This window comes from Streptomyces sp. NPDC001410, assembly GCF_042895235.1.
GTDB lineage: Bacteria > Actinomycetota > Actinomycetes > Streptomycetales > Streptomycetaceae > Streptomyces.
The window spans coordinates 154,080-180,084 of sequence record NZ_JBIAWE010000025.1; the positions used below are offsets into that span (position 1 = coordinate 154,080).

Below are 26,005 nucleotides of genomic sequence, written 5' to 3' on the forward strand. Positions count from 1 at the left end.
ACGAACCGGGCGGGAACCGCTCCGGCGGACACCCCCGCCCCGGCCGGTCACACCACGCCGAGGGGAGGCCCCGCCTCCTGCACCGGGCGACAACAGCCGACTTCGAGGTCGTGCATCAGCCGGTGCCGAGCCAGGAGCAGATGAGCGTGGCCAGCGCGCCGGGGGCGCCCGCGCCGAAGGCGACCACCATGGCCTGACCGATCGCCACGTCGGTGGAGTCGAGGCCGTGGGACCAGGCCAGCCTGGCGTCGATGCCAGGGATGTCACGGAGGGAGGCGTACGAGCGCAGGGTGCCACGCGCTTCGGCGATGGGCGTGCCGTTGCGCAGGAGCCGGGCCCGGCGCAGGCTGGTGGGCCGCAGCTCGTAGGTGCGCTCGCCCACCACGGCCGTGCGGGTGCGCGATCTCCGGCGCAGGGCCCAGCGGTTGCCGTTCCCCCGGCGCGTGGGGACCACCTGTCCGTTCACCTTGATCTGGCCGTGGTCACGGTCGGGCACGACCGTGACGGGCGGCAGGCCGGACCCCTGCACGAGCGCGATGACGGCGGGCCCGCGGTTGTAGCTGATCCGTATCGGCCCGAACGGGCTGTCGGCCGTACGGTGCTGGGTGAGCCGGATGGAACAGCGCCGGCTGAAGAAGGACACGGTCGGATCGGCTCCGGAGACGGGGAGTTGGAGACGGGACGGGCACGCGCGGCGACGCCGGCCGTCGTCAGCTGCGGGGTGGTCCCGGATGCCAGGACCGGTACGGCACGGCTCCTGGCGCAGATTGCGGATGCGGCATCGCCGTGGGGACCGGACGGTGGATGCGCAGCAGTGCCTCGAACCCGTCCCGGAGTTCCCGGGACTTATCGGGCCCGGCGGTGTAGGCGACGACGGATCCGTCGACGCGCTGGAGCGTCACCACGGCGTCGGTGCTCGGCTCCTCCTGGCCCAGCCACACTCCCCCGAGGGCAGTGGCAGGCACCCACCCCGGCTCGGACTCCGGGCCGCCCTCGCGCCATCGGCGCAGCACCTTCCGCCGATAACCCGGGATCAGCAGACCCGGGAGCGTCACCACGACGAGGAGGAAGAACACGATGCTCCCCACCGCCCCGGCCGCCCAGCGCAGCAGCGCGAGGAGAGCCGCGTAGCAGGCCGAGACGAGGAACACCCAGAGGCAACCCACGGTGAGGACGTGCGGCGCACCGGCCTTGTTCAGCAGGCTGTAGAGGCCCACCGAAGCGAGCAGTACCAAGGCCGTGACACATCCGGCCGTGTCGCCGAGGAACGCTTCAGCGACATGGCCGGCGAGCCGGTCGCGTCTGACGACGAAACCGTGGTCGTGGAATTGGACACGTACCCGTCCCCCCGGCGTGGCTCTGACGCCTGCGATCTCACGCATGCCGCTCACCCTAGACGGACGTCCGCCGCTCAGCCGTCACTGGCGGCTGACGTTCCTGGTCACGCCGGTGACGACCGTCGTGGCGAGGATCCAGCCGGTGATGATGAGCGCGTAGGACAGCGCCTGGTACCAGCCGTCCGGTGCGAAGGCGTCCTCCTGGCCGAAGGAGATCACGGGGAGCAGCAGGTCGAGGGTGTAGAAGACCGGGTTGAAGTGCGGGGCCTCGGACGCCTTGAGGGGGCGGGGGTGGTGCAGGGCGTACGCGACCGAGCCGACGGCCAGCAGGGACAGGAGCCAGGCGCAGGCTCGCAGGGGACGGAAGCCGTAGCCGACAGTGGCGTCCTGGACGTAGCCCCACAGGCGTCCGTACCAGGCCCGGGTGGAGCGCAGGCGGCGCTGCTTGGCGAGTTGGACGAGGCGGGCGGCGTGGTCGTCGCCGGCGCGGCGGTAGGCGGCGGTCAGCTGTTCGTAGGCGTCGGGGACGTAGCCTTCGCCGTCGCGTTCCAGCATGGGCAGGCGGCGTTCGGCGGGCTCGTGCGGAGTGAGGGTGGTGTAGACGAGGCCGCTGAGAAACACATCGGCCGGCACCGTCTCCGGGTCCAGGACCAGCACCTCGATCTGGGCCCGGCGCAGATTAAGTGCACCTTTCATGGGCGGGCTCTTGCGCAGCCAGAGTTCTCCGACGGTGCAGCTGCTCGCGCGCAGTGCCGCATCGCCGGGATTGGACAGAGACGCGTACGACAGGTCGAGCCGCCCGCGATGCGGGCGCCGCGCAGGCCGATCCAGCCCTCTGTGCGGACGTGCCGCATGTGGAAGTCGCCTTCCACGAGCAGCGTCTGTGCGTCGAGGGCGACGTTGTCCGGATGGCTGAGCCGTGCGTCGTCGAGGCTGGCCGAGCCGGCGATCGAGGTGCTGTTGAGCGTCACCTCCCCGTGCGTTCGCAGTCCGGGAGCCCAGAGGTCGTCGCCGATGGTCGCGTGACTGAGCCGGAGCGCGGGCCGCGCGGTGTCCGGCGGGATGATCTCTGCCCCGCTCAGGAAGAGCGGCCCGCCGATCTCCGTCCCGCCGAGCCGGACCGGTCCGCGGAACCGGCAGCGCGTCAGGTGCAGGATGCCCTCCACCCGCATGGTGGCGGCGGCCAGGCCGGGCAGTACAGAGCCGGTGAGGTCCAGCTCGCGGAGCCGGGAGGCGTACAACTGGGGCACGTCCTCGAAGAAGCAGTGGCGCAGTTGCACCGGATGGTCGACCGTGCCGTACTGCAGGTCGAGTACGCCGGTGATGCGCGCGCCGTCCAGTCTGAGGGCGGCTATCTCCCCGTCATCCTGCGGCCCGTCCAGGAGAAGGGCGCGCAACACTGCTGCGCGGACAGTCCGTTCAGGGCCCCAGACCTCCCCTTGGGTCGGGTCCTCGTCCTCCGCCGTGCGGAAGTCCACCGCCGTGCCCCTGGAAAAGGCGCGCCAGACCCGCAGTTCGGCAGGCTCAAGATCGTTCATGTCCATCAGCCGGGACTCTGGCGTCACGCCCGGGCACTGTCAACTCCCTTGAGCGTCAACTCCTCTTGATTTCGGACCGCGGGCGTAACGACGCGAAGTGGCGGGTATGAGCGGGCTCCGGCGGACCGACATGGTGGCTCGTCAACGTCGGAACGGGCCCGGCGACCAACGTCGTCGTTGCCCAGACGGAGGGGACCAGCCTCAAGCGGGGCCTCAACGGGGAGGTCTGGTTCAATCCGGTACTGGTGCCATCCGTCCCCCGTAGGCGGGAAGCTCGCGCTCACATGGCTCGGTGGCACTGGATGGGCTGACCCGGTGCTCTCCTACCGACCCCAGTGAAGCCCCGGGCCCGCTGTCGCCGTCGCCGGTGCCGATCGGGGGCGGGCCCTTACTTCGCGTGATCGGCCTGCGGCCGCCTGTCGCAGTCGTACGGCGGCGTCCAGGCCGGTGCCGGGGGCCGGGTGCAGGCCGATGTCTCCGCCGGAGGCGTGGACGAGGTGGCGGACGATGGGCAGGCCGAGCCCGGTGCCGTCGTTACGGGAGTCGGAGGCGCGCCAGAAGCGGTCGAAGGCGCGGGCGCGTTCGGCCTCGGTCATGCCGGGGCCCTGGTCGATGACGTGGAGTTCGGCGCCGGGGGCGCGGTGGAGGGTGATGGTGGTGCCGGGCGGGGAGACGCGCAGGGCGTTGGCGACCAGGTTGTCGATGATCTGGTCCAGTGCCCCGGGGATCGCCCACACCCGGCCGGCGGTGCGGCCGGTGACGGCGAGGGCTACGTACTGTTCGGCGGCCAGCGACTCCCACATCGCGACGCGGTCGGCGATGACGGTGTCCAGGTCGACCGGTTCCGGGGTGGTCGCGCTGTTCTCCAGGCGGGCCAGGGCGAGCAGGCCCTGCACCATGCGGCCGAGGCGTTCGACCTCGCCGACGGCCTCCTCCAGGCTGCCGTGGGCGCGCGGGTCGAGGTAGGGCTCGAAGTTCTCCAGGCGCAGGCGCAGTGCGGTCAGCGGGGTCTTCAGCTGATGGGAGGCCTCGGAGGCGAACGCCTGCTGGGCTTCGAGGAGATGTTGCAGGCGGGTGGCCGTGTGGGTGAAGGAGGCGGCGAGGCTGCGGAGTTCGGGCGGGCCGGTGGTCGCGTCCGGTGGGTTGGTGAGCCGGCCGTCGGCCAGTTGGGCGGTGGCCGCCTCCAGGGTGCGCAGGGGGTGGGTGATCCAGCGGGCGAGGGTGAAGGCGGCCAGGGCGACGGCGGCGAGGACGCAGGCTCCGGCCAGGGCGAGGGCGCCCCAGATGCGGTGGACACGGGCGTTGACCTCGGACATGGGGTAGGTCAGGCGCAGGGTGCCCCGGACCGTCGTACCGGAGGAGCCCGGCATGGTGGCCGACAGCACGTCGTCCGCGGTGGCCACGGTCGGCTGGTTGCGCAGGGCGCGGGCGATGTCCGGCTGGGCGGCGATGCTGATTCCGGTACGGCCGGACGGGTCGGAGTCGGCCAGGACGATGCCCTGCTTGTCGGTGACGACGACGCGGCCGCCGGTGCGGGTGGCGTAGTCGCCGACGACGTCGGGCAGGGCCTCGAAGTTGCCCTTCTCGATGTTCTCCTCGGTGACCTCGGCGAGCATCGAGGCATCGCGTTCGACGCTCTGGGAGGCGCGGGATATCTCTCCGCGGGCGTAGATCCAGCCGAGTGGCAGCTCCAGCCCGGCCAGTACGAGGACCGCCAGGCCGAGGTAGCTGAGCAGCAGGCGCCGGGTCATCCGGCCGTCCCGGGTTCCGCGTCGTGGCCGGGGACGGTGAGGCGGAAGCCGACGCCGCGCGACGTGGTGATCCAGGCCGGGTCTCCCAGCTTGCGGCGCAGGGCGGCGACGTGGGCGTCCAGGGTCTTGGTGGGGCCGAAGAAGTGCGGGTCCCACACCGTGTCCATGATCTGCTGACGCGAGTGGACCGTGCCGGGGTCCTCGGCGAGGTAGGCCAGCAGGTCGAACTCGCGCGGGGTGAGCGGTGTTTCGGCACCGTCAAGGCGGACCTGGCGGGTGCGGCGGTTGATCTCCAGCGGGCCGAGCAGCTGCGGTCCGGGAGTCTCGCTCTGCGCCACCTGATGCTGGGGCGCGGGGAAGGGCAGCGCGCCGCTGGTGCGGCGGGTGACCGCTCGGATCCGGGCCACCAACTCCCTTACGCCGAAGGGCTTGGCGAGATAGTCGTCGGCTCCGAGTTCCAGGCCGACGATGCGGTCGGCCTCCTCGCCCCGCGCAGTGATCATGATGATCGGTACGGCGGAGCGGGCGCGCAGATTGCGGCAGACGTCGAGGCCCTCCATGTCGGGCAGGCCGAGATCGAGCAGGACCAGGTCCGGGGAGTCGTCGCTGCCGGCGAGTCCGGCGGCACCGGTGCGGACATGGTCCACGGTGAATCCGTACCGGCCGAGCCCTTCGGTGAGCGGGCCGGCGATTCGGTCGTCGTCTTCGATGAGCAGGAGCCGCATGGCGCAAGGCTCGCACAGCTGTGCCAGGGGAGTTGGGCTGTTCATGGGAAGCCGCCTGGGACCTGGGAGGTGTACGGGACGGTGAGCGGCGCGGGGTACCGCCCGGCCGGTCGACACGAGAGCGTGGGAGCGGCCGGGCGGCGGGAGCGGGGCGGTGACGACGCCGACCGTGGGGAGTCAGTCGTCGGCGTGGTCTCCGTCCTCGCGTCCCTGCTCCTCCTCCCCGTGGTCGTCGTCACCGCGGTCACCGGTGACGGGCGGCACGGCGGTCTGTGCCGGCGGGGTGGCCGTGTTCACCGCCGTGTTCGCCCCGGCACCGGACGGTTGAGCGGGGAGTGCCGGGTCCGGCGGAAGGGAGGGTGAGCCGGGTGACCTGGGCGCGGAGACCTGGGCGGTGCCGCCGGGGTTCGGGGTGGAGGTGACCGTGTCGCTGACCGTGGACAGCGCGAGGCCGAAGCCGCCGAGGAGCGCGAGTGCCGCGACGGCCACCGCCGCCGACCGGTGCCGTACCGCAGTCTGCCGCCACCTGCTCTCGTCCCGCGCCCGGCTCCGCCGGCTCCCGCCCTCCTCGGCCACCGGCGCCGACTCGGCACCGGTGGCCTCGGTGGAGCCGGGCACGCTGTCGTCGGAGGACCAGGCGTGGGAAGGGGAAGGCGAGGGGTAGTCGAAGGCGTCCTCCTCGAAGCGGTCCCCGTAGCCTCCCCGTGCGGAGGTGGGAACGGAAGGCCCCAGGATCGCCGTCACCTCGGCGTCCGACAGGGGCGCGGTGGCGTTCTCGTGCTCGCTCGGCACCTGTTTCTCCCTTCCGGCCGGTCGACCCGCGCGTTTCAGCCGTCGTTCTCCGTCTCCTCGGTGCCTTCCTGCTTGGTGCCGGTGACCTTGAAGGACTTGTCCAGGTAGACCTCGACCGAGGTGCCGTCCTTCTTCTTCACCTCCACCGCGTACATGCCGGGCTTCTCCGCGTCCTCCTCGGACTTGATCACCGTGCCCGGGTGGGCCGCGATGGCCGCCGCCTCGGCCTTCTGCTTGATGTCGCCGGTCAGCGGCGGTTCCTTCTTGTCGTCGGTGTCGCCGGCGGCCTCGCCCGCCGCGTCGGCGCCGCCCGTGCTCTGGGCGGCCTGCTGGGTGTCCGACTGCGAACTGCCGGAGCCGGAGTCGGAGGAACCGCCGCCGCAGGCGGCGAGGGCGAACATCAGCACGGCGGCGGGAGCGGCGAGGAGGGCACGGCGGGGCAGGGTACGCATGGGCTCGTCTCCAGATTTCGGGGATCGGGGGATGCGGTGATCCGGGAGCCGGACCACCGGGGGACGGCAACGACCCTAGGAAGACGCTGTCGAGAGCCGGCCCAGCAGACGGAGAGCGGAAGCCCAGCAGATGTACAAAATTTCGCCACCGATATGGGCGGCGGCGATGCGACCGCGGTGAGCGGGGTGTTCTCCCGGGTGGTGCGGGAGCGTGCGGTGATCACGGCCGACAGGCCGATGGCGGCCACGGCGGAGATCGCGCCGCCGAGGACGAGGCTGAAGCGGGCGCCGAGGGAGTCGGAGACCAGGCCGACCAGAGGGGCGCCGACCGGGGTGCCGCCGAGCAGGACGAGGAGGTAGACGGAGACGATGCGGCCGCGCATGCCCGGGTCGGCGTTCAGCTGGGTCATGGCGTTGGCCGTGGTCATCACCGTCACGGAAGCGAGCCCGGTGGGCACGAGCACGAGCAGGAAGGTGGCGTAGCCGGGCATGAAGCCGGCCAGGGCCTCCAGCGTTCCGAAGACGACCGTGGCGGTGACCAGACGGCGGGCGGTGGGAGGTTTGCGTTTGCCGGCTCCTCTGAGCGCGCCGACGAGGCTGCCGATGGCGTAGGCGGCGGACAGGTAACCGTAGGCGGCGGAGCCCGAGTGGAAGACGGTTATGGCGATCAGGGAGATGGTGACCTGGAAGTTGAAGCCGAAGGTGCCGACGAAGGCGATGACCGTGATCGGCAGCAGGAGGTCGGGGCTGGCCCGGATGGCTCGGAACGCGTCCGACAGGCGGGTGTTTGCGCTGTTCTTCGCCTTGGGCGCGTGGAGTTCGTCGGTGCGGATGGCGATCAGACCGTAGAGCACGGCAAGGTACGAGGCCGCGTTGGCCAGGAAGACGGGTCCGGTGCCCGCGGCGGCGACCGCCAGGCCCGCCACGGCCGGGCCGATCGCGCGGGCGACATTGAACTGTGCCGAGTTCAGGCTGACGGCGTTGGCCAGGCGTTCCCTGCCCACGAGTTCGGAGACGAAGGCGCCTCGGGCCGGGCTGTCCAGCGCCGTGGCCGTGCCCAGTAGGAAGGCCAGCAGGTACACGGCCCACAGGTTCACCGCGCCGGTGACCGTCAGTAGGCCCAGCACCAGCGACTGCACTCCCATGGCGGACTGGGTGACGATCAGCAGGCGGCGTTTGGCGAACCGGTCGGCGAAGACGCCCCCGGAGAGACCGAAGAGTGTCTGCGGCAGGAACTGCAGCGCGGTGAGTATGCCGACGGCGCTGCCGCTGTTGCCGGTGAGCTGGAGGACCAGCAGGTCCTGGGCGGCGCGCTGCATCCAGGTGCCGATGTTGGAGACGAGCTGCCCGATCAGGTAGCGGCGGAAGTTGCGGGCCCCGAGCGTGGCGAGTGCTTCGCTCGGGGCCCGTCGCCTTCCGCCTCTGCGGACCCTGCGGTGCCGGCCGTCCATGTCGAGGGCGGCAAGGCGGGCGCGGAGGGTCTGCATCCTGTCGTTGTTACGGACGCGGCGGTGCTTGCTCATGGCCTGCTACGAGAGGGGTCCGGCGGGGACGGGAGCGTGGTCGAGGTGATGGAACTGCGGCGCGGGGTGCATCAGGAAATCGTGGTGGGAGATGTTCCAGGCGTACGCCCCGGCCAGGGCGAAGGCGATCCTGTCGCCGACGCGCAGCCGCCCTGCGTGCACGCTGCGGGCCAGTACGTCCTTCGGTGTGCACAACTGCCCGACCAGCGTGACGAGTTCGTCCTCGGCTTCGGGGCGCTTCCAGGGCCGGTCCCAGGTGTCGGCGGGGATGACGGTGAACGGCTGGTTGTGCTGTTTGGTGGCCGGCGTGCGCAGGTGATGGGTGCCGCCGCGCAGGACGGCGAAGGCGCGGCCGTGGCTGCGTTTGATGTCGAGGACCTCGGTGACGTACCAGCCGCAGTACACGGTGACCGAGCGGCCCGGTTCGATGCGCAGGGTCAGGCCGGGATGGCCCTCCAGCAGGCGGCGCAGGCCGGCGCCGAAGGCCGCCCAGTCGAAGCGCCGCTCGGGGTCGGCGTAGTCGACCTCCATGCCACCGCCGAGGTTGACCTCGCTCAGCTCCACGCCGTGCTGGTCGGCCCACTCCCTCGCCCAGGTCAGGACCTGCCCGGCGAGGTCGAGGTGTGCGGCGGCATCGAGGCCGCTGGCGAGGTGGACGTGGATGCCGCGCAGCCGGATGCGGGGGTCGTCGGCGATGAGGGCGAGGCAGTGGTCGAGGTGGCCGGGGTCCAGGCCGAACGGGCTGGGCCGGCCGCCCATGGCGAGGGCCACCGGGCCGAGGGCGATCGGGAGGTTGACCCGGAGCAGGACGTCCACGGTGCGCTCACCGAGCAGGCCGGTCAGCAGGTGGAGTTCTTGTTCGCTCTCGATGTGCAGGCGGTCCACTCCGGCCTGGAGGGCCTGTTCGAGTTCGGCGGGTGTCTTGCCGGGGCCGCCGAAGGCGATCGGCGTACCGGGGCAGGTGAACTGGACGTGGTGGAGTTCGCCGCCGGAGGCGACCTCAAAGCCGTCGACGTGGTCGCGCAGGACGTCCAGGAGCCGGGGGTCGGAGTTGGCCTTGGCGGCGTAGAGGAGCTGGACGCGTTCGGGAAGGGCGGCGCGGACGGCAGCCGCGTGCTCGCGCAGGTCCTGGAGGTCGTAGACGTAGGCGGGGAGGTCTTCCGCGCTCAGCTCGGCGACGTACTGGAGGAGTTGCTGCCTCATCGGGTCACCTCGCGGGGGAAGCCCTCGCCCAGCGGGCTGGGCAGGGGAACGTAGCCTGCGTGCCGGTCGGCCTGCCGGGACCAGCGCAGCAGCAGGTTGGCCTTGGCGGGCAGCGGGACGCCCGAGAGCAGGGCGCGCAGCCGGGGCGGCTCGCCCGCGCTGCGGGAGTAGGCGTCGAGGTGGTCGCGGACCAGGCCCCACAGGGCGGGTTCCAGGGCGGGGTCGGTGTCGGCGAGGGCGGCGAGGACCTCGGCGGTGTGGTTGACCAGGAGGCAGTAGGCCACCCGGTTCCAGCCGCGCTCGGCGTCGTACGTCATCGGCGTGCGCACGTCCGTGGGCAGGGCGGCGAGGAACTGGCGGTGGTGTTCGGGGACGAGCTTGGTTCCCTCCAGGTCACGGAAGATCACCTGGGCGGGGGTGCCGTCCTCGCGCACTCCCACGACGACGTTCTGAAGGTGGGGTTCGAGGACGATGCCGTGCTCGAAGTAGGCGGTCAGGACGGGCGGCAGCAGCAGGCCGAGATAGGCGTCCCACCAGGCGAGCGCATCGCCGTCACCGCGGGCCAGCAGGCGGGAGACGTGGGCTGAGCTGGTGGGGTGCTCGTCGGCGATCGCGGCGGCCAGCAGCGGGGTCACGCCGGGGCGCAGGTGCTCGCGCAGGCCGGTGCGGACGATGACGCCGAAGCCCTCCACGAGGGCGAGGTCGTCGTCGAGGGCGAGGGTGCGGTAACCCGGCTCGGCGAGCAACGAGGTTCCGGCATGGGCCCGGCCGATCTCGGCGAAGACGGGGCGCAGCAGCCGGTTGAGGGCCACGGCACCGGACAGCTCGTACGCGGCGTTCTTGCGGACACAGTTGGTCAGGCGGACGTTGAGGCTGAACTTCAGGAACGTGTCGGCGTCCGGCTGGTACAGGGTCCGCACCGAGGCCGTGGGGGCGAAGTCCGGGCCCACGACGCCCGTGTCGACGATCGAGCCCGCGGCCAGGGCCTCGCGCAGGGCGGGATGGTCGCCGAGCATCCGGTACTGCCACGGGTGCACCGGCAGGGTCACGTAGTCCCTTCGCCCGTACGGATGAAGCGCGTCGAGCCTGCTCAGGTCGCCTTCCTCGCGCACCAGACGCCGGTGGACGGCGAGGTGGCGCAGCGGGAACCGGGTGCCTGTCTCCGGGCCGTAGTCCAGCCAGTCCTCGGGGTCGCCGGTGCGCGACTTGGGCGAGGGGTGGAAGCGGTGACCGAAGACCAGGGACTGCTCGGACTCCAGGTACGGGTCCTCGGGCAGGGCCGCCGTGGCGCGCTGCTCCAGGACGGTGTGGATGGTGTGCCGGCTGTCGGCGACCTGGGCCAGGAACTCGTCGTTGGCGACGCCGGTGCGCAGTTCCAGTTCGTCCTGGATGTATCCGGCGAGCTGGCGCCACCCGATCGCGGTCCAGTCCCCGCCGTCGTACCGCTTGGGCGGGCCGTCGAAGCGGTGCGCGCCGATCAGGGAGACGCGGCGCAGGGGGACGCGGAGCAGGATGTCGCGGTGGGGCAGCCGCAGCAGCAGGTGGTCCTGGTCGACGGTGACCTGTCGTTCGGGCGCGGAGACCTCGCGGATCAGGCAGTTGAGCAGGGTGTGGGCGGTGACGGCGTCGGCGAACTGGGCGGGACTGTCGGCGGTGGCGAGAACGGCGCCGGTGGTGCTGGGGACGGTCATGCGGGAGGACTCCAGTCGGTGCAAGGATGAGGTGCGGGGAGGCCGGCCGGGCCCGGCAAGTCGGGAGCAGGGCTGTCAGCGGTGGCGGGCCAGGGGGTTGGGGACGGGAGTCCACTGGGCGACACCGGAGGCTTCGGCCAGGCGCATCGCGATGGTCGCCTTCAGCGGCAGCGTGTCGCCGAAGAACACCTCCCGGTCTCCGGCCGCGTCGGGAAGGTCGGCGTAGACGCGGCGGCTCACGGCGGCCACCGCTGCCCACAGTTGCTCGGGGTCGGCGCCCCGCGTCCGCGACAACACGGAGACCAGCTCGCTGAAGACGCCGCTGAGCAGACCGCCGAACAGCTTGGTGCGCAGCGCCGACTCGTCGTTCCCGGCGCGGGTGCCGGCCAGCGGCGGGAGCGAAAAGCCGTGGCCGGCGAGCCGGTCCGGGTGGATGCGCACACCGTCCAGGTCGCGGTAGAGCACCCGCACCGGGCGTCCGTCGCGCAGCGCGACGAGCGTGTTCTGGCCGTGGGCTTCCAGCGCCACGCCCATGGACAACAGCGTCAGCGCGGGCGGCAGGACGAGTTCTGCGAACTCCGCCAGCCAGGTGACCGGGTCGCCGCTCACCATGCGGGCCCCGGTGGCGTGGACGGCCGTGAGCGGGACGGCGATCTCCTCCGGCCCGAGGTGCCGCTCACCGGCCTCACGGATCATCGCCGCCAGGCTCGCCGAGGGCCTGCCGTCCACGCGGATGGCGCCGCCGGCGAGTTCGCGCAGGATGCGCAGGTTCTCGCCGTGGCCGGCCTTGTCGACGACGGCGGTGACCAGCTCGGACAGCGGGGCTCCGTCGGCCACCTCGGCCGGGGAGATGGTGCGCCGGTAGTTGGTGACCTGCACGTCCAGCGCCGTCTTGATGTGGCAGCCGGGCAGGGCGTCGACGGGGGACATGGTCCGCATCGACAGCAGCGGGCGGGCGGCGATCGTACGGTCGACGACCGCGAGGCCGGGCTGGTGCGCGAGTACGTGGTCGCGCTGCCAGGGGTGTATCGGCATCAGGAAGGTGTCGCCGTCGCGCAGTTCCTGCGGCCACTCGCCGGTGGCCTGCCAGCGGTCGGCCGGTACGGCGACGAGCGCCAGCTCGATGACGGGGTGGTGCTCGGGCGCGTAGGCGAGGACTTCGGCGACGGACAGTCCGGTGCGCGTGCGGCAGCAGGGGTGCTGCGGGTGGCCGTCGACCACGGCCTGTTCGGCGTCGGCGGAGTCCCGTACCTCGTGCGGCTCGTGGTTCGCCGCGCGGGCCAGGGCCAGGTTGGCGATGCTGTTGTCCAGTTCGGCGGCCAGCCGTGACGCGGCCTCGGTGCGGGCTCCGAGGGCGAAGAGCAGCCGGGTCGGCTCGTCGATCGGGCCGTCGGGGCCCTGCACGGTGAAGTCGGCAGGGATCGGGGCGAATCGTTCGGCCGCGGAGGCCGGGCCTGTGAGCCGCCCACCGCCCCTGAGGCGGATGACGAGAGCGTCGGCCTCATGGTTGCGGTCGGCGATACCCGGAAGGGGTTCGCGGGCGCATGCGCCCCAGAGCCGGCCGAGCACCGTGGCACGCGCACCGGGGAGCGCGGCCCTGAAGGGCTCGACCAGATCGGGGCGCACGCGGCGCAGTTCGTCGATCGTGCTGCTGTACGGCATGTTTCACCGTCCCGTGGCATAGGAAAGCAAGGGGGAGGCCGCGGAGGCGAAAAGAAAGCGCGAATGCGAGCGCCGTCCGCGATCAACTGCCGACAACGTTACGGGATCGTTAGTTAACCGATCGCCAGAGAAAAGGAAGGCCGACCCCAGAATCGATCCAGCATTCCCTCCGCTCCGCCGTACCCAAAAAATGGAACTGTCGGCGGACAAGTGGCCGCATGTCCCGTGTTCGCCGCCTCGGCGAACGGAGCGGACGCGCCGGGCTGCGGCTTGGCCGGGAAGCGGTTGCTGAAGCGGCTGCCGGGCACCGAAGCCCGCGCTGTACTTTCTTAACAGTCTGCTTGCCTGGTGCTGGCATTTCGCTGACGTTTTGCTGTAGCTGGGCTCATAGGGTCAATGACAGGCAGGAGACGGTAAGGAAAAGGAATACGGTTGTTCAGGTTCGCCGAAAGTAATTCATGCGCCTCTTACTGATCGAGGACGACGAACGGGTCGCCGGCCCGCTGATGGAGGGCCTCAGCCGTTTCGGGTTCACCGTCGAGCACGCTCGTACCGGCGCCGACGGACTCGCCGCGGCGGAACCGGAGATGGTGCTGTTGGATCTGGGACTGCCCGACATGGACGGCATCGATGTCTGCCGGACGCTCAGACTGCGCTCCCAGGTGCCCATCATCATGATCAGCGCGAGAAGCGACGAGGTCGACCGGGTGCTCGGTCTGGAGCTGGGGGCCGACGACTACCTGTCCAAACCGTTCGGAGTGCGGGAACTGGTCGCACGGATCCGCGCCGTCCTCCGGCGTGCCGGACCCGCCGCAGCCGGGCCGGCTTCGTCCGGTGCCGCTTCGGGAGGCGGCCGTCCTGATCCGGTGGCCCAGCAGATCGGTCCGCTGGCCATCGACCGGCGGGGCCGCCAGGTCCAGCTGCACCGGACCTGCGTCGCCCTCTCCCCCAAGGAGTTCGACCTGCTCGTCTACCTCGCCGACGATCCCGGCGCCGTCCGCACACGACAGCAGATCCTGGACGCCGTGTGGGAACCGAACTACTTCGGCCCCACCAAGACCCTGGACGTCCATGTCGCCGCACTTCGCCGCAAACTCGGCGATCCCGCCTGGATCGACAACATCCGCGGCGTAGGCTTCCGGCTCACGCCACCCGGCGAAGCCACAGCCGCAGCCGCCGGGCAGGTCGAGGAGAACGTCCTAGGAGGTGACCGGTGACCCGCCGCCTCCTGCTCAGCTATCTCAGCCTCACCCTGCTGGTGCTGCTGTGCCTGGAAGTGCCGTTCGGCTACGTCTACGCCCGTGGGGAGCTGTCCCGCTTCACCGGCAACGGGCAGCAGGCCGCGGTCATGCTCGCCGAGGTGCTGGAGGAGAAGGTCGAGCGGCGGCGGGCCGTCACCGACGTCCCCGAGGTGGTGGCGGGCTTCGCGCGGCGCACCGGCAGCCATGTCCTCGTCGTGGACAGCAGAGGAAGACTGCTCGCCGACTCACGCGGCGCGGTGGCCACCGGTACGGACCTGTCCGCGCAGCCGGACATCGCGACCGCTCTGGCCAACCGGTCCAGGTCCGGAACCCGGCAGGACCCGGCCCTGGGCGAGGACGTCTTCCTCGCCACGGTGCCGGGCGCCTCGGGCAGCACGGTCCGCTGCGTCGTACGGGCGTCCTTTCCCCTCACCGCGGTGACGTCCAAGGTCCATGACGCCTGGCTGGCACTGGCGGCCGTGGGGCTCGGGGTGCTGGCGGCCGTCGCACTGATAGCTCTCGCGCTGGCCCGCTGGATCACCCGCCCGGTGCGGGCGCTGGAGCACGCCACGACACAGCTCGCCGACGGCACTCTGAAGGACCTGCCCGCCACCGATCTCGGGCCCCCCGAACTGCGGCGCCTGGCCTCCAGCTTCGTCCGCACCGCGACCCGGCTGCAGCATCTGCTCAAAGCCCAGCACGCCTTCGCCTCGGAGGCGTCCCACCAGCTGAAGACCCCGCTGACCGCGCTGCGGCTGCGACTGGAGAACTTCGAGCCCTACCTCGACCCACGGGCACAGCCCAGCCTCGACGCGGCGGTGGGCGAGGTGGAGCGGCTCAGTCGCATGGTGCACGGGCTGCTTGCCCTGGCCCGGCTGGAGAACGCGGCGACCACACCGGAGGCCACCGACCTGGACGCCGTCATCGCCGACCGCGCGGCCGTGTGGGCCGCCTTCGCCGGCGAGCACTACGTGGACATAGTCGTGACCGGGCCGCGGGTCGGCCGGGTGTGGGCCATCCCGGACGCCCTGGAGCAGATCATCGACAATCTGCTCTCCAACGCGCTGCGGGTCTCGCCGCCCGAAACCACCATCACCCTGGCCACCGCCTGGGCGGCCGGTGCGCCCGGCACCGTCGAACTACACGTGACCGACCAGGGTCCGGGCATGAACGAGGAACAGCGGCGACGTGCCTTCGACCGCTTCTGGCGGGCGAACGACGCCGACCACGAAGGCACCGGGCTCGGCCTGCCCATCGTGCAGCAGCTGGCCCGTGCCTCGGGCGGCGAGGTGACCTTGCAGGCCGCTTCCGGCGGGGGGCTCGATGCCGTTGTCCGCCTCAGGACCGCCGGCGCGCACCGCACCGTCCATCCGCGGCGCGGCCGGTCGGCGATGTGGGGAAGACAGGACGAGGTGCCGCCCGTGCCCACCGGACATCCGCTCGCCGTATTCGACTGGCAGCAGTGGACGCCGCCCCACCGCACGCCCGGTCCGAATGTTTCCACGCACCACGAACGATCACGGACACACCCATGACGACGAACACCGATCCCTCGTGCACCGCAGGGGGCGAGCAGGTCGTCCCGGCCGAACCTCTGCCGGAGACCATGCGACTCCTCCTCGTCGAGGACGACGACCGGATCGCCGGCCCAATCATGGAAGGGCTGGACCGCTACGGCTTCGCCGTCGACCACGTGAGATCCGGGGCCTCGGCTCTGTCGGCCTCCCCCGCCGACCTCGTCCTGCTGGACCTCGGACTGCCCGACATGGACGGCATCGACGTCTGCCGGGCCCTGCGTGCCCGCTCCGCGGTCCCCATCATCATGATCACCGCACGGAGCGAGGAGGCGGACCGCGTCGTCGGCCTGGAGATCGGAGCGGACGACTACCTGTCCAAGCCTTTCGGCGTACGGGAGTTGGTGGCCCGCATCCGAGCCGTCACCCGCCGCACCCACCCCGAGAGGCACGCCCCGCCGAACATGGACACCGACACCGCCACCGCCACCGCCACCGCCACCGCCACCGCCACGACCGGAGTGCCCCGTCAGGGCTCCCCGCACGCGCAACTCCCCGAGGAGCGTGGCGTCCAGCGCCTCGGCCCGCTGACCATCAACCGACGGACCAGGGGCGTCACCATCGACAGCCGCCCGCTCACCCTCACACCGAAGGAGTTCGATCTCCTGGCCCAACTAGCCGGCGATCCTGGGGCCGTGCACTCCCGCCAGCAGATCCTCGACGCGGTGTGGGACCCGAACTACTTCGGCCCCACGCGCACACTCGACGTGCATGTGTCGGCGCTGCGCCGCAAGCTCGGCGACCCTGCCTGGATCGCCACCGTCCGCGGTATCGGCTTCCGGCTCACCGTCCCCGGCGACAGCACGTACGCCTGAACGGCCCCGCCGCGCCCGTATGCGGTGCGCGCGGGACGGTCCTGGGCCGCAGCCGCTCAGATCACCTGGAAGTTCGCCATCATCGCCATGTCCTCGTGCTCCAGGTTGTGGCAGTGCAGCATGTACCGGCCGCGGTGGCCGCGGAAGCGGACCAGTACGTCCACGACCTCGTACGGGCGGACGTCGACCGTGTCCTTCCAGCCGGCGTCGGTGGGTTCGGGCGCGCGTCCGCCGCGGGACAGGACCTGGAAGTGGGCCAGGTGAAGATGCACGGGGTGGTGGAAGTCGCTGGTGAAACGCCAGCGTTCGACGGTGTCCAGGCGCGGCCGGGCCAGGATCTCCGAGGTGCTGAAGGGGCGGCCGTTGATGGTCCACGCGTCGTCGGAGCGGCGGAAGTCGAAGTGCCGGGTGGCGACGGCCGACGCCGGGTGCAGGGCGGCGTACCGGGAGAGGCGGGCGGGGACGTGGCTGGTGTCCTTCTCCTTGCGAGCGACGCGGAAGCGCATGACCTGGCACATACGGCCGTCCGCCAGGGTGTTGCCCAGAGTGACGTGGCTGCCCACCGGGCAGTCGGTGAAGTCCACGACCACGTCGAAGCGTTCGCCCGGCGCCATGGGGATGCCGTTCAGCGACTGGGGGGCGGCCAGCAGGCCGCCGTCGCCTCCGATCTGCACGAAGGGGAGCGTGCCGCCGTCCTCCCGGCGCAGGACCAGGTGGTAGCGGCGGGCGTTGGAGGCGTTCAGCAGCCGCAGACGGTGCCGGTTCGCGGAGACCTCGGCCTCGGGCCAGGGGGCACCGTTCACCAGCTGTACGTCGCCGAGGACGCCGTCCATGTAGGCGTCCTCGACGCCGGGGGTGCCGGTGCAGGTCGGCGAGTGGCCCGGGTAGCGGAAGGAGCCGTCCTTCTCGAAGGAGCGGTCGCAGATCATCAGGGGGATGTCCCGCTCGCCGCCGGGCAGCGGCAGGGCGTCCTCCTCGTGGTCGTGGACGAGGAACATCCCGGCGAGACCGCGCCAGACCTGCGGGGCGCTGAAGTCCATGCGGTGATCGTGGTACCAGAGCGTCGCGGCGCGCTGGTTCATCGGGTACTCGTAGGTCTTGTAGCCCTCCGAGACCGTCCAGTCGGGGGCGGGGGCGTGCATGCGGCCCATGCCGTGCGTCATGCCCCGCGTCCTGAACTCGGCGCCGCACCGCACGGGCACCAGCACGTCGGTCGGGTAGCCGTCGGAGTGCGGCGGGGTGACGCCGCCGTGCAGGTGCAGCGAGGTGGGCACGGACAGCTTGTTGAGGACCCGGACCCGCGTCCTGCGGCCCGAACGGGCGGTGAAGGTGGGGCCGGGGAAGATGCCGTCGTAGCCCCAGACGGCCGTCCTCAGACCAGGGATGATCTCGACGGCGCCGTGGCGCTGGGTGATCTCGTACTGATCCGTTCCGCCCGTGGTGCGGGTCGGGCGGGCGCGCGGCGGTACGGGCAGGGGCACGGCGAACTGCCGGGGCGGGCGGATCCTGCTGGACAGGACCGTTCCGGTCCGTTCACCCGACCACTTCTCGTACGCCGCCGCTCCGACGGGCAGGGCGAGGCCGGCCGTGACGCCGGCCGTGACCCCCAGGAATCGTCGACGCGAGGTCACCCGCGGTCCTCCTCGTGCTTGTACGTGCAGGCCCAGCAGGCCAGCGCCACGCCGGCGCCGAACACCCCGAGTGCCAGCGGGACATGGCCGCCCAGCATCCGGGCGGCGCCCAGGCCCATCTGCGCGCCGACGAGCACGACCAGTCCGACCGCGAGCGCGAACGGCCACGCCGGTCCCCTCGTCGAGCGCCACACCAGCAGGGCGGCCACGGCTTCGACGAGGGAGAGCGTGGCGAGAACCTGCGCGTTGGCCGCGTGCAGGTCGAGGAAGCGGACGTCACCGGTGATGAACAGGCCGGCCAGGGCCGCCTGGAGCAGGGTGAAGAACAGGAACAGCAGCGAGGAGGTGCGCAGCAGGGTGAGAGGCCGGTTACGGGACATCGGTCACCTTGCCCTGCCCGTCCCCGCCGGTACCGGCCTGCGCCTCGAACGCCCGGAAGCCGTCCTCGACGCCCATGAAGATGTCGTTCACGACCAGGTAGCCCTGGGCGATGAGCGGCGAGTCGCGCAGTTCCTCGATGAGGAAGTAGTACGCCTGGAGGTCCTCGGTCTCCAGCAGGGCGAAGTCGGAGAACGCGGTGTGGAACGCCTCGGCGTCGAAGAAGCGGGCCGAGACCCGGTCGGCGTACTTGGCGAACACCGGGACGATGTGGGCCGCCTCCATCGCGCCGCGCTCCTCGCGGGGAAGCGCCAGCCAGGCCGGGGTGACGGTGTAGGTCAGGATGATCATGCTCTTCACGACGGCTCCAGGAGGTTGCTTACACCGTGTGCTTACAGCGTTTACTTACGCCGTTTACTAGACGCGATGGGCGTTAACATTGTCAAGCGCGGACCGGTCGGCGGAGCCGCACGACAGCAGGAGGCACCAGCCGTGAGCAGCCACAGCGCCCCACCGTCGACCCGGCGGGCGCGGCAGCGCGAGGAGTCGCGCGAGCGCCAGCGTGCCGAGATGAAGTCGGAGATCCTGCGCTGCGCCCGGCAGCTGCTGGTGGACGAGGGCCCCGGCGCCGTGTCACTGCGCGCCATCGCCCGCGAGATGGGCATGACCGCACCCGGCCTGTACCGCTACTACGCCGACCACCGCGAACTCGTACAGGCGCTGACCGCGTTCCTCTACGACGAACTCACCGCCGACCTGTCCAGCGCCCGCGACCAGGCCGCCGACCAGTCGCCGCGGGGCCGGTTCACCGCGGTCGCCCGCGCCCTGCGCACCTGGGCGCTGCACCACAAGCCCGAGTTCACGCTCATCTTCAGCAAGCCCATGTCCGACGCGGACTGCGCGCCCGGCGACCCCTGCCACGCGGCCAGCTGGCGCTTCGGCGGCGTGTTCGTGGGCCTGATGATGGAGTTCTGGCGGGCCGGCACCCTGCCGCTGCCGCAGCCCGGCACCCTCGACCCGGAGTGGCTCACGCAGCTGGAGGAGGTCCGCGAGCACGTCGGCTCGGAGCCGCCCCTGGAGGCGCTGTACGTCTTCGTCCTCGCATGGTCCCGCCTGTACGGCATGGTGTCGATGGAGGCGTTCGGGCACCTGGCCTTCGCGCTGACCGACCCCGAGCCGGTGTTCGAGCAGACCCTGCGCGAAATCCTGGCGCTGCTGGGAGGCATGTGACCCGCTGCGGGGAGCAGCAGGGCGAGGGACAGTAGGAAGAGAGAGCCTCCCCGGGAGGTGGGCACAGTGTGGTACTGGCATGGCGGTGGCTGGGCCTGGATGGCCTTCATGCCCATCGTGTGGATCGTGCTGCTCGGTCTCGTCGTGTGGGCGGTGGTCCGGCTCACGCAGCACTCGACGGGGCGGGACGGCGGGCAGGCTCCGGGTCCGGGGTCGGCTCCGGGGTGGCCGCCGCGGGAGACACCCGAGGAGATCCTCGACCGGCGCTTCGCCTCCGGTGAGATCGACGCGGCCACCTATACCGAGGCACGCGAACGCCTCGCCGCCCACAGGCCGAAGCCCCAGTGAGTGCGGCGAGGCGGTGGGCGTGGGTCAGTGGCCGCTGACCATGAGTGCGTAGTCGCCGATCAGGTCGCCGAGGAGGGTTCCGGCGGTCAGGTCGCCGGCGACGTGGCCGGCCATGTAGAGGCGGGAGTAGAGGACCTCGTCCTGCATCCACCGGTAGTCCTCGGCCCGGTGCGGGGAGAGCGCGCTGAGGAAGGTGACGGCTGCGGCGGCGCGGGCGGCGTGCCGGGAGGGGTAGGAGTACGGGCCCTTGGCGCCGGGCTTGATGTGCTTCTCCGGGCGGAGGGTCGGGTCCAGGACGAACGGGGCCGGCTGCTTGTCGCGGGCGGCGAGCTGGTCGCTGACGGTCTTGGCCAGCTTGAGGGCGGCCTTGAGTTCGGCCTTCTCCGCCGTGCCCTGCGCGGCCGGGATCAGCTCGCGCTGGTCGTGCAGGTAGAGCTTCCAGACGTCCTTCTTGCCGTTCAGCTCCAGCCAGGTGGCCGCCTTCTTCCCGGCGGCCGTACGGGTCTTGGCGAGGGCCTGGACCTGGTGGAGTTCGGCGGTGCGGTCCTTCGCCGTGGGCGGTGCGGGGACCTGCCGGGCGGCCCAGGCGGCGAACGCCTTGTCGTCGCGGGTGGTGCCGTGCGCCTTCTTCCACTGGGCGAAGAGGGCGTCGGCCTTCTTGCGCTGGGCGTCGGCCTGCTTGCCGATCGGGGTGATCTCGGCGTCCGTGAAGAGGGCCGGCGGCGGGTTCTGCCTGATGCGGTCGGTCGCCGAGAGCTTCTGCTGCTTCGTCGAGGAGGCCGTGGGCAGCACCTGCGGTCGCAGCAGGCCGAAAGTGGCGGCGGACACGGCGAGCAGCGCGATGACCGCGTACTGCCATTTGATGCGCAGGGCCTTCATGCGGCGGGGGTCCTTTCGAGGAGCGGTGCGGGAGGGGCCTCGGCGGTGAAGTGCGCGCGGGCGAGTCGGCGTACGTCGTTGTCGGGCAGGCCCGGCGTGAGCAGCGACTGGCCGACGATGTACTTGCTGAGGGAGACGGGCCGGGCGCCCAGGCGCAGCAGGAGGCGGTCCGCGGGGGCGGGGCGGGTGCCGCCCTTGGTCTCGACGAGGACGTGACCCGGGTCGAGGCCTGCGGTGCGCTCCCCGTGGTGGCAGGTGAGGGCGCCGTCGAGGGTGACGCGCGTCCCGTGGTCCAGGTCGGCGAGGGCCGCGCGGACGTAGCGGATCTCCACGGCGGGGGACAGTGCCGCGGAGGTGACGGGGACGGCCGCCCGACGCAGTACGTCGTCGATGAACTCGGCCGCTGAGTCGTCCAGCCGGCCGTAGGCGTGGGTGGGGGCCTTGAGGGCGTGCTTGACCGTGGCGCCTCGCCCGTCCTTCGTCTTCACCTCCACCCGGCACAGCCCGTCCTCCGCGTACAGGCGGGTGCGGACCTTCCAGCGCCGGCGGCGCCGCTGCACATGGGCCCGCCAGGCGCCGAGCCGCTCGGTGTCGAAGTAGGTGCTGAGGTAGCTCGTCGTACGGCGGCCGGCCAGGTCGAGGACATGGTGGCTGTCGGCCAGCCCGTCGACGAGGAGGCGTGCGCGGTCGAGCGGGATCAGGTACTTGCGGTCGGTGCGGTGCTGGAGTGCGGCCGCCGCGTCGACCTCGGCGAGCGTGGCGCCGCGCAGTGCGGACAGGCCGAGGCCGGCGGCAAGGGGCGAGGCCGGGGTCATGAGACGGTCACCTGCTCGCGCGGCCCGGCGTCCTCGGCGTCGGCGGACTCGCCCGGTACGGCGGGGTAGCGGGCGGAGACCCGGGTGGTCTCGCGGACGTAGTCCACCTCGTCGACGGCCACCGACAGCGGTGCCTGGCCGAAGCGGAACGCAACGTCGGCGGCGATCACGGAGGGGTCGTCGTAGACGCGGTCCAGGGTCAGCTTCACCGTGCGGGTCGGCGGCTGGTAGGCGCGGGGATCGTCCACCAGCAGCACCGCCACCAGCACCACCACGTCCACCGCGATGACCAGCCAGGTGTCGCGCTCCGGCAGTCCGGCGCACAGGGCTATGACCAGGCTGACGAAGGTGTAGGCGACGTCGCGCAGGGTGAAGGCGGCGCTGCGCAGGCGGACCAGGGAGAGGATGCCGAACAGGCCGAAGCCGACCCCGGCCGGGAACTTGCCCGCGCTGATCGCACTCATCGCCGCGAAAAGACCCACGTTCAGCGCGACCAGGACCAGCGGCATCGCCGGCGCGCTGGGGCGGCGCCGGTACAGCCAGCCGACCAGGATCAGCAGGGCGATGATGTCGAGGCCGCCGCGCGTGGTGAGGTCGGTGGGTGCGATGTGGTGGGTGATGCCCTTGGCGGCGAGCACCAGTGCGTCCATGGCTGTCCCTTTCCGTCCCGGCACGTCGGACGGCGGACCGGTCGCGGTCCGCGGAGCACCGCGACCTGAAGGACGGTAGGGATGTCACATGAACAGACCATGAAGCTTCCGGGCGGCCCGATCCGGGGGCGCGGGCGGTTAGCCTGGCCGGCATGCACTACCTGGTCGTCGACGACGAGACCCGCCTCACCGACCTCGTCGTCCGCTACCTCACCGAGTCCGGACACACCGCCGAGGGCCGCTACGACGGCCCCTCCGGCCTGGCCGCCGCCCGTGACCCCCGCCTGGACGGGATCGTCCTGGACGTGATGCTGCCGGGCATGGACGGGGTCGAGATCTGCCGCACGCTGCGCGGCGAGGGCGTCGACGTGCCCGTGATCCTGCTCACCGCGCGCGGTGCGATCAGCGAGCGGGTGGCCGGTCTCGACGCCGGCGCCGACGACTACATGGTCAAGCCGTTCGCCATGGAGGAACTGCTGGCCCGGCTGCGCGCGATGTCCCGGCGCCGCCCCGAGTGCTCCGGGCGGCTGCAGATAGGCGACCTCGTCCTCGACCCGGAGCAGCAGCGGGCCTGGCGGGCGGACACCGAGCTGGATCTGTCCCGGCGCGAGTTCGCCGTCCTGCGGGTCCTGATGGAGAACGCCGGGCGGGTGGTGTCCCGCCTGCAGCTGCTGGACGAGGTCTGGGACGGCGAGACCGACCTGCGCAGCAACGCCATCGACGTCCACGTCTCCAAGGTGCGCGCGAAGGTCGACCGCGCCTTCGACCGTACGACGATCACGACCCTGCGCGGGCGCGGCTACCGCCTGGAGACCGCCCGGTGAAACCGCGGGGCAGGCTGCACGCATGGTTCGGGCGGCTGCCCGTCGTCACGCGTCTCGTGCTGGCCGTCGCGGTCACCATGTCCCTCGTCCTGACCGGAACGGCCGGGCTGGTGTACTGGCGGGTCCAGACCGCCCTCGACCAGCAGCTGCACGACGACCTGGCGGCCTACCAGCACAGCCTCGACCGGTCCGTGCGCGCCGGCACCCCACCGCCGCCGGGCCCCAGCGGCAGCCTCCACCAGGTCCTCGACCGGCGCGGCCGGGTCCTCGACGCCAGTGCCGGTGCGCGCCGTCGGGCCCTGCTCACCCCCGCCGAACTCGACTCGGTGGCCCACGGGCACGCGGTACGACGTGACATCGGCTCCCTGCTGCCGATCACTCCGGACACGCTGCGTCTGCAGGCCAAGCGCGTCAGGGCCGAAGGACAGACGCGCATCGTCGTGGCCGCCGTCCGGCGCGGCCACCGCGACGAGGCCCTGCGCGAACTCCTCGCCCAGCTCGCCCTCGCCTCCGGACTGACCCTGATCGCCGCCTCGTACGTCGGCTACCGCACCGCCCGCGCCGCGCTGCGCCCCGTCGAGCGCTACCGCACCGCGGCGGCCACCCTCGCCGACGGCGCCCAGAACCTGCGCCTGGACGTGCCCGCCGACCGCGACGACGAGATCACCCGCCTCGGGCACACCCTCAACCGCATGCTCGACCGGCTGGAGGCGTCCGCCGTCCGCGAGCGCCGGTTCGTCGCGGACGCCAGCCATGAGCTGCGCACCCCGCTGGCCCTGCTGCGGGCCGAGGTCGACGTGGCGCTGCACCGCCCCCGCCCGGCCGAGGAACTCACCGAGACCCTGCGCTCCGTGGACGCCGAGGTCCAGCGCCTGATCGATCTCTCCAACGCCCTGCTGGACCTGGAGGAACTCGGCGGCACCAATCACGTCACCCGGGCGCCCGTACCGCTCAGCGAGCTGGTCGGGACCGCCGTGGCCCCGCATCTGCGCACCGCCGAGCGGGCCGGGCGCGGTCTGACCTCCGACGCGGCGGACACCACCGTCGACGTCGACGCCCGCTGGCTGGTGCCCGCCATCGGCAACCTCCTCGACAACGCCCTGCGCCACGGACACGGGAACGTCCGCCTCACCGCCGCTGTCCACGAGGGCAGGCTGCGGCTGTCCGTCACGGACGAGGGGCCAGGCTTCCCGCCCGAGTTCCTGCCCCGGGCGTTCGACCGCTTCGCCCGTGCCGAGGCGAGCCGCACCGGCGAAGGATCCGGCCTGGGCCTCGCCTTCGTGCAGGCGGTGGCCGCGGCGCACGGGGGCACGGCGCGCGCGGAGAACTCGGGGGACGGGGCAACGGTGACGCTCGACCTGCCTTGCTGAAGCGCCCCTTCGGGACGCCGTCCTCAGCCCCGGCGGACGAACGCCAGCACCGCCCCCGCCCCCACGACAATCCCCAGCGCACCGAAGCCATAGGGCAGCGAGGCACCGGTAGCCACCGCGGCTACCAGCAACGGCCCACCCGCGTCGCCGAGTTCGCGGCCCAGTTCCGCCGCGCCCATGGTCTGGCCCAGCCGCTCCTGAGGTGTCGAGGAGGCCAGCGCGGCGAAGCCCAGCGGGGTGATCAGGCCCGTGCCGAGGCCGATCAGGGTGGCGCCCACGAGGATGCCGGTCAGTCCCGGCAGCATCGCGCAGACCAGGCCGGCCGCGGTGACCGCGAGTCCCACGGCGAGACCGGACCGGGTCGTGAGGCGCCCTTCGTCCAGGGCCCGCCCGGCGCGCGGCTGCACCACGGCGGCGCAGGCGGCGAGCAGCGACACCGCGGCCCCTGTGGCCACCGTGCCCAGTCCGGCGGCGCGGCCGGAGACGGGCAGGAAGCCCACACCGACCGAGAGGGCGGCGGTCGCCGCGGCGAGCGCGCCGGTCGGGGCGAGGAACGCAGGGTCGGCGAGCCGACGGGCCAGGTCCAGCACCGTCTGCCGGGCCTTGGGCAGCGGGGGTACGACGGGCACGGCGAGCGCGGCCCAGACGGCGACCGCCGCGCCGAGCACCGCCAGGACCGCGAACAGCAGCCGCAGGCCTCCGGCCCACACCAGGACACCGCCGAGCAGCGGACCGAGCGTGTAGCCGATGGACTTGTAGAAGCCGTAACTGCCGAACGCGCGGCCGTGCCCCGCGGCCGGGTTGAGGCGGGCCACCAGGGCGGAGGCGGACGGCGAGAAGGCGGAGGCCGCGGCACCCTGCCCGAACCGGGCCGCCCACAGCCAGCCGGGGCTGTCCGCGACGACGTACAGCGCGGACGCGACGGCGAAGCCGATGAGCCCGCCGAGCAGCACGGGGCGGGCGCCGACGCGGTCGGCGAGGGTGCCGAAGACCGGCTTGAGGAGCACCTCGGCGCCGTCGTAGAGGGCGAGCAGCCCGCCCAGCACCAGCAGGGAGGTGACCGCGTCCTTGGATGCACCGCCGAGGCTGGCGGCGATGCCGTGCGCGCCGAAGGCGGTGGTGAACCCGGCCGCGTACAGCGGCCACATCCGCCGGGCCGGGGCGGTCTCGGACACGAAGCCGAATGTAGCAGCGAGACCCAATTGCACCCCGAGAGTTACTTGCGCAAGGCCTAAAATGTTCCCCGTGGAGATGACCGACGTGACCGGCTGGGAGACCGCGGTGCTCGAGGGTGGGCCCGCGGACGGAGTACGCATGAAGGTCTCCGGGCGGCCGCGCGTGATCCAGGTGACGCACCCCTGCCAGATCGAGGCATCGCCGCCCGGTGTGCACGCGGAAGCGGTGTACCTCTACCGCCGGGACTACGCCGTGAACGACGAGCCGCTGCGGTACGGCTTCGACGTCGCCAGCCCCTGACCGTGGATCAGTCGTCGGAGTCGGGCTTGGTGCGTGCCGCCGCGTAGGCCTGGGCCGGTGTCATGGGAACGCCGCCCAGTTCAACCGTCTTGTACGGGCT

25 protein-coding genes and 1 pseudogene are annotated in these 26,005 nt (G+C 71.9%); 8 read left to right on the forward strand and 18 right to left on the reverse strand.

All coding sequences use genetic code 11. The features are described from left to right. Window positions 1-115: 115 nt before the first annotated feature. The 11 genes and pseudogenes from ACFY3C_RS40615 to ACFY3C_RS40665 form a co-directional block, all read right to left on the reverse strand. Window positions 116-643, reverse strand: coding sequence for a hypothetical protein (locus ACFY3C_RS40615; RefSeq protein WP_390774412.1), 528 nt, complete (start codon window positions 641-643; stop codon window positions 116-118). A gap of 67 nt (window positions 644-710) precedes the next feature. Continuing rightward, entirely contained in the window at window positions 711-1,382 is a 672-nt protein-coding gene (locus ACFY3C_RS40620; RefSeq protein ID WP_390774413.1) for a hypothetical protein, read from the reverse strand. A 36-nt stretch (window positions 1,383-1,418) separates the two neighbouring features. Continuing rightward, window positions 1,419-2,881: pseudogene (locus tag ACFY3C_RS40625) on the reverse strand (membrane-associated oxidoreductase). 317 nt (window positions 2,882-3,198) lie between these two features. Continuing rightward, window positions 3,199-4,626, reverse strand: a complete 1,428-nt coding sequence (locus ACFY3C_RS40630) for a sensor histidine kinase (RefSeq protein ID WP_390774414.1) — start codon at window positions 4,624-4,626, stop codon at window positions 3,199-3,201. After that, window positions 4,623-5,351, reverse strand: coding sequence for a response regulator transcription factor (locus tag ACFY3C_RS40635; RefSeq protein ID WP_390774415.1), 729 nt, complete (start codon window positions 5,349-5,351; stop codon window positions 4,623-4,625). The genes ACFY3C_RS40630 and ACFY3C_RS40635 overlap by 4 nt, the downstream gene beginning before the upstream one ends. A gap of 177 nt (window positions 5,352-5,528) precedes the next feature. Then, window positions 5,529-6,143: a hypothetical protein gene (locus ACFY3C_RS40640; protein WP_390774416.1), complete on the reverse strand. Its 615-nt coding sequence runs from the start codon at window positions 6,141-6,143 to the stop codon at window positions 5,529-5,531. A gap of 35 nt (window positions 6,144-6,178) precedes the next feature. Further along, window positions 6,179-6,595 carry a peptidase gene (locus ACFY3C_RS40645; protein WP_386579409.1) on the reverse strand — a complete coding sequence of 139 codons (417 nt, stop codon included), beginning with the start codon at window positions 6,593-6,595 and terminating at the stop codon, window positions 6,179-6,181. Further along, window positions 6,544-8,118, reverse strand: a complete 1,575-nt coding sequence (locus tag ACFY3C_RS40650; RefSeq protein ID WP_390774417.1) for an MFS transporter — start codon at window positions 8,116-8,118, stop codon at window positions 6,544-6,546. Before ACFY3C_RS40650 ends, ACFY3C_RS40645 begins: the two co-directional genes overlap by 52 nt. 6 nt (window positions 8,119-8,124) lie before the next feature. Beyond that, window positions 8,125-9,321, reverse strand: a complete 1,197-nt coding sequence (locus ACFY3C_RS40655; protein ID WP_390774418.1) for a type III PLP-dependent enzyme — start codon at window positions 9,319-9,321, stop codon at window positions 8,125-8,127. Next, on the reverse strand, window positions 9,318-11,012 hold the full coding sequence (locus ACFY3C_RS40660; protein WP_390774419.1) for an IucA/IucC family protein: 1,695 nt from the start codon (window positions 11,010-11,012) through the stop codon (window positions 9,318-9,320). The genes ACFY3C_RS40655 and ACFY3C_RS40660 overlap by 4 nt, the downstream gene beginning before the upstream one ends. A 75-nt stretch (window positions 11,013-11,087) precedes the next feature. Next, window positions 11,088-12,674: an IucA/IucC family protein gene (locus tag ACFY3C_RS40665; RefSeq protein ID WP_390774420.1), complete on the reverse strand. Its 1,587-nt coding sequence runs from the start codon at window positions 12,672-12,674 to the stop codon at window positions 11,088-11,090. Between the two features lie 458 nt (window positions 12,675-13,132). On the opposite strand from ACFY3C_RS40665, the gene ACFY3C_RS40670 reads away from it, so the two are divergent. From ACFY3C_RS40670 to ACFY3C_RS40680, 3 genes are all read left to right on the forward strand, one after another. Next, window positions 13,133-13,891 carry a response regulator transcription factor gene (locus ACFY3C_RS40670; protein ID WP_390774421.1) on the forward strand — a complete coding sequence of 253 codons (759 nt, stop codon included), beginning with the start codon at window positions 13,133-13,135 and terminating at the stop codon, window positions 13,889-13,891. Beyond that, window positions 13,888-15,450: a sensor histidine kinase gene (locus ACFY3C_RS40675; protein WP_390774422.1), complete on the forward strand. Its 1,563-nt coding sequence runs from the start codon at window positions 13,888-13,890 to the stop codon at window positions 15,448-15,450. The genes ACFY3C_RS40670 and ACFY3C_RS40675 overlap by 4 nt, the downstream gene beginning before the upstream one ends. 71 nt (window positions 15,451-15,521) lie before the next feature. After that, window positions 15,522-16,304 carry a response regulator transcription factor gene (locus ACFY3C_RS40680; RefSeq protein WP_390774433.1) on the forward strand — a complete coding sequence of 261 codons (783 nt, stop codon included), beginning with the start codon at window positions 15,522-15,524 and terminating at the stop codon, window positions 16,302-16,304. A gap of 56 nt (window positions 16,305-16,360) precedes the next feature. Here ACFY3C_RS40680 and ACFY3C_RS40685 read toward each other — a convergent pair whose 3' ends face one another. The 3 genes from ACFY3C_RS40685 to ACFY3C_RS40695 are packed head-to-tail and all read right to left on the reverse strand — an operon-like array spanning window position 16,361 to window position 18,664. Beyond that, entirely contained in the window at window positions 16,361-17,935 is a 1,575-nt protein-coding gene (locus tag ACFY3C_RS40685; RefSeq protein WP_390774423.1) for a multicopper oxidase family protein, read from the reverse strand. After that, window positions 17,932-18,315 (reverse strand): hypothetical protein, encoded by a 384-nt coding sequence (locus ACFY3C_RS40690; RefSeq protein WP_390774424.1) that lies wholly within the window; start codon window positions 18,313-18,315, stop codon window positions 17,932-17,934. Before ACFY3C_RS40690 ends, ACFY3C_RS40685 begins: the two co-directional genes overlap by 4 nt. Next, window positions 18,305-18,664 (reverse strand): darcynin family protein, encoded by a 360-nt coding sequence (locus ACFY3C_RS40695; RefSeq protein ID WP_390774434.1) that lies wholly within the window; start codon window positions 18,662-18,664, stop codon window positions 18,305-18,307. The genes ACFY3C_RS40690 and ACFY3C_RS40695 overlap by 11 nt, the downstream gene beginning before the upstream one ends. Before the next feature lie 141 nt (window positions 18,665-18,805). Between ACFY3C_RS40695 and ACFY3C_RS40700 the strand changes: the two genes are divergently transcribed. Together ACFY3C_RS40700 and ACFY3C_RS40705 are read left to right on the forward strand one after the other, a co-directional pair. Next, window positions 18,806-19,543 (forward strand): TetR/AcrR family transcriptional regulator, encoded by a 738-nt coding sequence (locus ACFY3C_RS40700; RefSeq protein ID WP_390774425.1) that lies wholly within the window; start codon window positions 18,806-18,808, stop codon window positions 19,541-19,543. 108 nt (window positions 19,544-19,651) lie between these two features. Continuing rightward, window positions 19,652-19,891: an SHOCT domain-containing protein gene (locus ACFY3C_RS40705; protein WP_390774426.1), complete on the forward strand. Its 240-nt coding sequence runs from the start codon at window positions 19,652-19,654 to the stop codon at window positions 19,889-19,891. 24 nt (window positions 19,892-19,915) lie between these two features. Here the strand turns inward: ACFY3C_RS40705 and ACFY3C_RS40710 are convergent, their stop codons facing one another. From ACFY3C_RS40710 to ACFY3C_RS40720, 3 genes are read right to left on the reverse strand one after another with little or no spacing between them, the layout of a single operon-like run. After that, window positions 19,916-20,770 (reverse strand): phosphatase PAP2 family protein, encoded by an 855-nt coding sequence (locus tag ACFY3C_RS40710; protein ID WP_386579395.1) that lies wholly within the window; start codon window positions 20,768-20,770, stop codon window positions 19,916-19,918. Next, window positions 20,767-21,585 carry a polyphosphate polymerase domain-containing protein gene (locus ACFY3C_RS40715; RefSeq protein WP_390774427.1) on the reverse strand — a complete coding sequence of 273 codons (819 nt, stop codon included), beginning with the start codon at window positions 21,583-21,585 and terminating at the stop codon, window positions 20,767-20,769. The genes ACFY3C_RS40710 and ACFY3C_RS40715 overlap by 4 nt, the downstream gene beginning before the upstream one ends. Then, a complete protein-coding gene (locus ACFY3C_RS40720; RefSeq protein ID WP_386579392.1) occupies window positions 21,582-22,235 on the reverse strand; it encodes a DUF4956 domain-containing protein in 654 nt (217 codons plus the stop codon). The genes ACFY3C_RS40715 and ACFY3C_RS40720 overlap by 4 nt, the downstream gene beginning before the upstream one ends. 152 nt (window positions 22,236-22,387) lie before the next feature. Here ACFY3C_RS40720 and ACFY3C_RS40725 point away from each other — a divergent pair, with 152 nt between their 5' ends. Together ACFY3C_RS40725 and ACFY3C_RS40730 are read left to right on the forward strand one after the other, a co-directional pair. Continuing rightward, the gene (locus ACFY3C_RS40725; protein WP_390774428.1) at window positions 22,388-23,059 is read left to right on the forward strand and encodes a response regulator transcription factor; all 672 of its coding nucleotides are present in this window, start codon (window positions 22,388-22,390) and stop codon (window positions 23,057-23,059) included. Further along, the gene (locus tag ACFY3C_RS40730) at window positions 23,056-24,429 is read left to right on the forward strand and encodes an ATP-binding protein (RefSeq protein WP_390774429.1); all 1,374 of its coding nucleotides are present in this window, start codon (window positions 23,056-23,058) and stop codon (window positions 24,427-24,429) included. The genes ACFY3C_RS40725 and ACFY3C_RS40730 overlap by 4 nt, the downstream gene beginning before the upstream one ends. A 23-nt stretch (window positions 24,430-24,452) precedes the next feature. Here ACFY3C_RS40730 and ACFY3C_RS40735 read toward each other — a convergent pair whose 3' ends face one another. Beyond that, window positions 24,453-25,577 carry an MFS transporter gene (locus ACFY3C_RS40735; RefSeq protein WP_390774435.1) on the reverse strand — a complete coding sequence of 375 codons (1,125 nt, stop codon included), beginning with the start codon at window positions 25,575-25,577 and terminating at the stop codon, window positions 24,453-24,455. Between the two features lie 103 nt (window positions 25,578-25,680). On the opposite strand from ACFY3C_RS40735, the gene ACFY3C_RS40740 reads away from it, so the two are divergent. Beyond that, window positions 25,681-25,905, forward strand: a complete 225-nt coding sequence (locus ACFY3C_RS40740; protein WP_390774436.1) for a hypothetical protein — start codon at window positions 25,681-25,683, stop codon at window positions 25,903-25,905. Window positions 25,906-26,005: the final 100 nt, after the last annotated feature.